The organism is Streptomyces sp. NPDC001156 (assembly GCF_053598275.1).
On sequence record NZ_JBSFJX010000351.1, the window covers coordinates 1 to 5,193 of the forward strand.

Annotated in this window: 7 protein-coding genes; 2 read left to right on the forward strand and 5 right to left on the reverse strand. The window is 71.3% G+C overall.

Annotated elements, in window-relative coordinates:
• The first annotated feature begins 150 nt into the window (after positions 1-150).
• Together ACWDA7_RS49970 and ACWDA7_RS49975 are read left to right on the forward strand one after the other, a co-directional pair.
• The gene (locus ACWDA7_RS49970; protein ID WP_450614503.1) at positions 151-1,146 is read left to right on the forward strand and encodes a hypothetical protein; all 996 of its coding nucleotides are present in this window, start codon (positions 151-153) and stop codon (positions 1,144-1,146) included.
• Positions 1,143-1,685, forward strand: coding sequence for a GNAT family N-acetyltransferase (locus ACWDA7_RS49975; RefSeq protein ID WP_450614505.1), 543 nt, complete (start codon positions 1,143-1,145; stop codon positions 1,683-1,685). The genes ACWDA7_RS49970 and ACWDA7_RS49975 overlap by 4 nt, the downstream gene beginning before the upstream one ends.
• A 122-nt stretch (positions 1,686-1,807) precedes the next feature.
• Here the strand turns inward: ACWDA7_RS49975 and ACWDA7_RS49980 are convergent, their stop codons facing one another.
• The 5 genes from ACWDA7_RS49980 to ACWDA7_RS50000 form a co-directional block, all read right to left on the reverse strand.
• A complete protein-coding gene (locus tag ACWDA7_RS49980) occupies positions 1,808-2,254 on the reverse strand; it encodes an SDR family oxidoreductase (protein ID WP_450614507.1) in 447 nt (148 codons plus the stop codon).
• Entirely contained in the window at positions 2,238-2,582 is a 345-nt protein-coding gene (locus tag ACWDA7_RS49985; protein ID WP_450614509.1) for a hypothetical protein, read from the reverse strand. The genes ACWDA7_RS49980 and ACWDA7_RS49985 overlap by 17 nt, the downstream gene beginning before the upstream one ends.
• A 2-nt stretch (positions 2,583-2,584) precedes the next feature.
• Positions 2,585-3,433, reverse strand: a complete 849-nt coding sequence (locus ACWDA7_RS49990) for a hypothetical protein (RefSeq protein WP_450614511.1) — start codon at positions 3,431-3,433, stop codon at positions 2,585-2,587.
• A gap of 175 nt (positions 3,434-3,608) precedes the next feature.
• A complete protein-coding gene (locus tag ACWDA7_RS49995; RefSeq protein WP_450614512.1) occupies positions 3,609-4,274 on the reverse strand; it encodes a hypothetical protein in 666 nt (221 codons plus the stop codon).
• A 139-nt stretch (positions 4,275-4,413) separates the two neighbouring features.
• Complete coding sequence (locus ACWDA7_RS50000) at positions 4,414-4,899, reverse strand: hypothetical protein (protein ID WP_450614514.1); 486 nt, start codon at positions 4,897-4,899, stop codon at positions 4,414-4,416.
• Positions 4,900-5,193 lie beyond the last annotated feature (294 nt).

Genomic DNA, 5,193 nt, shown 5'->3' on the forward strand with positions numbered 1-5,193 from the left:
TACCACCTACCCACACCCGGCCCACCCGGCACCGAACCCGACCGAAGCCCACCAGAAGATCACTTTCAAACCACGTCGGTGGATCGAGGCTTAGGGTTCGTGCCACGGGGCCGGACCACGCGGACCCCGGCTCCCCCGCAGGAGGACCCCATGAAACGCCGCCTGTTCGTCTCGGGCATGACCGCCTCCGCGCTGGCCGCGGCCGCCCCCGCCACCAGCGCCCCGCGCCGCATCGGGATGACCGACGTCGAGCGCCTCCAGCAGCGCTTCGCCGAAGTCGTTGCCAGCGACCACCGGCACGGCGGACAGCTCAACATCGAAAAACACGCCGCCGCTCTCGCAGACAGCGCGCTGAAACTTCAGGACTCCGGCAGCGCCACCGAACGCGTACGCAGCCACCTCTACAGCTGCGCAGCCGCCTTCCGGTCCTCTGCCATGTGGGCCGCCATCGACGGCCGGCGTTTCGACATCGCGATCAGCCACATGCGGGAAGCGCAAGCCTTAGCGGAGATGGCAGGCGACCAGGCGATCAAGTTCCGCATCTGGAGCCACGCCAGCACCATGTACCGGCACATCGGCCGTCCTGCGCAAGCCATGGCCGCGAACAACGTCGCCCGCAGTCTCCACCTCAACCGCCGAGACCCCATGTTCGCTTCCCTGGGCCTGGCCCGGCAGATGGCCATCCACGGAGCGTCCGGCGACCCGATCGGTACCTGCCGCGCATACGACGAAGCCCAGAGCGCCATGGACCGCGCCGATCCAGGCGCGTACCGCCCCGTCTGGCTGAATGCCTTCTACGACCAGGCGGAGCTCGACTCGCTCGCGCTGTCCTCGTACCTGGCGCTGCGCGACTGGGAAAAGGCCGAGTACCACGCGTACCGCTGCCTGGCCGCACTGCGCCCTCACATGCGACGCTCCAAGGCCATCACCACCGCGCGGCTGGCCCGCGCCCAACTCGAGCAAGGTGCCATCGATGCGGCAACGGACACCGCGATCTCCGTGGAGACGGAGGCCGCTACCCAGCACCCGCGCGTTGCCCTGATGCTGAATGAGTTCGGCGGCCGGCTCAACGTCATCGCGCCCACCAGCACGGCCGCAACTACCTGGTACGAGCATGCCCGGACCACTTGGGGGACTGCTGCGTGACGACAGCACAGAGAACCAGCCTGCGCTCCTACTCCGACCTTGCACCGGCCCGAGCCGACCTGATCGCCGCGTACGCCGATGTACGGGCGGAGCTTCTGCACCTGCCGAACTACGCGGTGAGCGCGTTCACCGAGCGCTTGGACCGGCACGGGAGCGAAGCAGGCTGGGCCGCCGTTCTGGCCTACACCGACGATGGGAAGCCGGTGGGCTACGCGTACGGAAACGTCATCGAGGGTGACGACCGCTGGTGGAAGCGGATCTCACCGACCCCGGCCGTCGAGTACACCGCTCAGCCCGTTGTCGCACTGAAGGAACTGGGCGTGAGCCTCCCATGGCGGAAGACCGGCACCTCGCGGCGACTCCATGACGCGCTACTTGCCGCGTACTCCGCCAAGCCCTACGTGTCGCTGATGGTGAACCCCGCCGCCGGCGAGGGAAAGGTCCAGCAACTCTACGAGTCGTGGGGGTACTGGGGCATCGGCGTCAGTCATCCGGCTCCGCACTCGCCGATTCTTACGGCGATGATCCGTCCGACGTAGTGGGACCTTACTGAACGGTTGACGCTGGGCGTCTCCCTTGCCACGCCCTTCCGACACCAGATCCTGAGCCTGCCCCCGAGCAGATCACCGCCCGAGCCCCCGGCTGGCCCACCGCACTCGCCTCACGGCTGCGCTTGGAACCGAGGCGTACGCCTGCTCCGCCGTTGCGCCCATGGCCCTCGACACCGTCTCCAGCACTTCGCTGCCCCGGGGGCGTGAACCATGCCGAGGACGACGGTGTTGACCCGGATGCCGGAGGGGGTCAGCTGGGTGGCAAGGCCCTTCGACCAGCTCTCCAGCGCCGCCTTGGCCGCTCCGTAATGCAAGGAGGGGTGCGGGCGGGTCGGCGCTGACGACCGAGGAGACGTTGACGATGGCCGCTCGCTCTCCTGCAAGGCCGGCAGGGCGGCCGAGGTGACCCGCACCGCCGAGAGAACACCCTCTCCCACAACATCTATACTAGTGAGATTTAAGGTAGTGTGAACACGCCCCTGACCTGCTGTCTCTCGACGGCCAGTGAGAAGCGCTGGCCGTTGGCTGCCGGAGCTAGATTCAACGCATGAGCACATGGGGGCCGGCGGTGACGGCGGCGGGCGGCTCGTGGTCGCGGTAGTCCGAGACCTTCACGTAGCCGCCCGGCATCGTGTCCAGCCGCAGGCCGGGCCCCCAGTCTTCGGTCACTTCCCGGGGGAGATTCTCGACGTCGTCCGCCTCGACCTGCCCGGCCCAGCCGGTCACGTCGCCGCCGAGTGCCTGCCGCCACGCCAGCAGGATGGGGAACAGTTGGCCGCAGTCGTCGACCAGGGCGACTGCGCGGGCCTCGTGCGGGCCCAGGCACTCGGCGTAGGTAGGCACATCGGGGCGGCTGCGTTCTCCGAGGGTCATCAACCAGCGCATCGTCACGACACCTCCAGTTCCAGGCACGCCGCGCGCGGGGCACCGTGCGCGGGGGGTTGCGGCCGGCGAGCCCGGCGCCGTGAGCGCTGCTGGGCACGCAGGGAATCGGCCTCGGCCTCGGCGCGCCGTGCATGTTCGTACTCTCGGGCCGCTTCGGTGAGGCAGTAGGGGGCCCACCACTGCTTGACGTCGACGGTGCGGGCCAGCGAGTCGGGGAGATCGGCCAGCATCAGCAGCAGGACCGGGTGCGGGCAGGCGGTGAACCATCGAGCGACGGCCCACCACGCGGCCACGGCGGCGCGCCGCGCAGGGTGGGAGGCGCGGACCTCCCGCTCGTAGCGGGCGGCTGCGGCCTGGTGGTGGGCGGCCGACCAGGCGAGGAAGCGCAGCAGGGCGGGAGCGTCCCGCTGCCGGGACAGCTGAAGGATCGCGGGCAGGTCGTCGCCCTGCGCGACGTGGGCGGCGCAAGCGCGCAAGACGGCGGTGAGCGCCGCGGCCGTCTTCTCGGACGGCTCGTGTCCGGCGGCGGACTCCATCGGATACACCGTGACCTGGGGGCGGTGGGCGTGGTCGGCGTAGAGAGTCAAGCTGCCCCGGTAGCCGCTGCGGCTTCGTGCGAGCCGCGGCAGGTCGTCGTCCGGGGCGGTGGCCTGGAAGGCGTTGACGGGGCCGAGACAGGCGCGGACGGCGGTGAACTGGTCCCAGCGGCGGGGGTGGTGGGTGCCGGTAACGTGGACGCTGCCGCGCATCGCCCCGGCCAGTTCGAAGATGACGGCGTCGGCCTGGTGGGGGCCGGCGGTGGCGCGCACGGTGCCGGCGGGCGTGTCGATGGTCAGGCGCGGGCTGGTCATGGGCTGCGGCTCCTCGAGGGATCGGTTCGGTGAGCTGGGGCCTGCCGCCCCGCGCTCGCCGAAGGGGAGGGCGCGGGCGTCGGGGAGGCAGGTCTTCGGCCAGTGGCGCTCTGGCCGGGTTGGCCGTTCCCGCCTCCCCTGGGGGGAAGGGGGAGACGGGAACGGCGTCTGTGGGTTACCGCTGGCGGCGGGTTTTCCGTGAACCTGCGGCGGGCTCTACGCCTCCCGCTCGCTGTAGGTCCAGCAGGAACAGCCCGTGCCATCGGTCCGGGAACGGCCCCACAGGCGCACTGGGTCGTGTTCGGATTCCGGGTAGCCGCACCGGGCGCACGGCGGGCCCCATGAGGCGGGCTCGTCGGCCGGAACGGCTGTGTAGACATCCGGCGAGCCCCATGGGTCCCCCCCCGGGCTGGAATGTGACCGATGCGTCGGGCAGGAGGTGCGCCCACCCTTCGGGCCAACCGACGGGGGGCTTTCGGCGGCAGGTGCCGATGGCATCGCGCACCGCTTGGCCTCGCCACAGTTGTGTGACGCCGGTCGGGCCGGTCACGCGGTAGGCGGCGGCCGTCACTTGCTCGTCCGGTCGGTTGATCAGGATTCCGGATGCCTTGTCCGGCACGAACGTGACGACCGAGTGGTTGCGGGTCTGCCGATACCGGATCACTCCGTCGTCCGTCACGCGCGCATCGCTGGACAGCCAGAAATTGAGACTGCCACGCAGCCAGCTGTTCACGTCCCTGCCGCGAACCGCGCGCAGACCGTAGGCCACACCCTGCGCCGAAAACTGCCCCGAGCGGCCTACAACCTGGGCGTACGTCACATGGACGTCGGCGCGGTCCATGTGGAGGTAGGAACCTGCGATCCCACACTCGGGTACGCGGTAGGCGATAAGCCGGATGCCCGGAAGGGCCTGCCCGGCGGGGATGTCGTCAGGCTCCGCGGGGCTGGTGCTGTCGGCCTTCGTCGTGGCCGCGGGCGTCTCAGCCACGGGGGCTCTCCTCGTCGGTGTCGGGGAGGGACAGGATCGGGGCGGCGTAGACCTCGCGCTGTACGGCGGGGACGTCCGGGCATGGGATGACGGCCTGCTGGAGCGCGGCCGTATCCATGGGGTGCAGCCATCCGCTCCGCACGGTCCAGCCGCATGCGCGGGGGTTGGGCTCGGCGGCGGTGGTGGCGACCAGGACGGCGTGCCGGACGGTGCTGCCCTCCAGCGTGAACACCAGCAGCGCGCGCAGGGCGTCGAAGTCGTCTTCGTCCAGGACGGCCAGGCGCAGCGGGTCGGTGCCGACGGAGAGGTCGGCCTGAGCCCGGACGAACGTGTCGTCGGTCCGTTCGGCCACGAGGTTGATCGTGTGTTCGCCGTCGCCGAGTGCCTGGACCAGGGCGGCAAGCGCGGTCAGGGTGCGGCTCATGGCGGCCGCTATGGCGGCGTCGTCGGGGTGGGTGAGCTCCGGGCGTGCGGGCATGCGGGTACTCCTTGCGGACGGGGCGGTGAGCACCGGGGCCGGCGTACGTGTTGTGGGGCGCGGCGGGGGGTGCGCCTTGGCGCGCGGTCTGCTCCGCAGACGCGTCGCGCTGCCGCTACGCGGCAGAGGGCGGGGCGGGCGCTCCGTGCTCCCTGGCCGGGTGGGGGAGCGCTCTGCGCTCTGGGCCGGGGGGGGGGCCCGGGGGGGGCCGGGGGGGCCCCCCCGGGCCGGGGGGGGGGGGGGGGGCCGCGGGGGGGGGGCGGGGGCGTTCGGGCGCCCCCCCGCCGGTCGGTG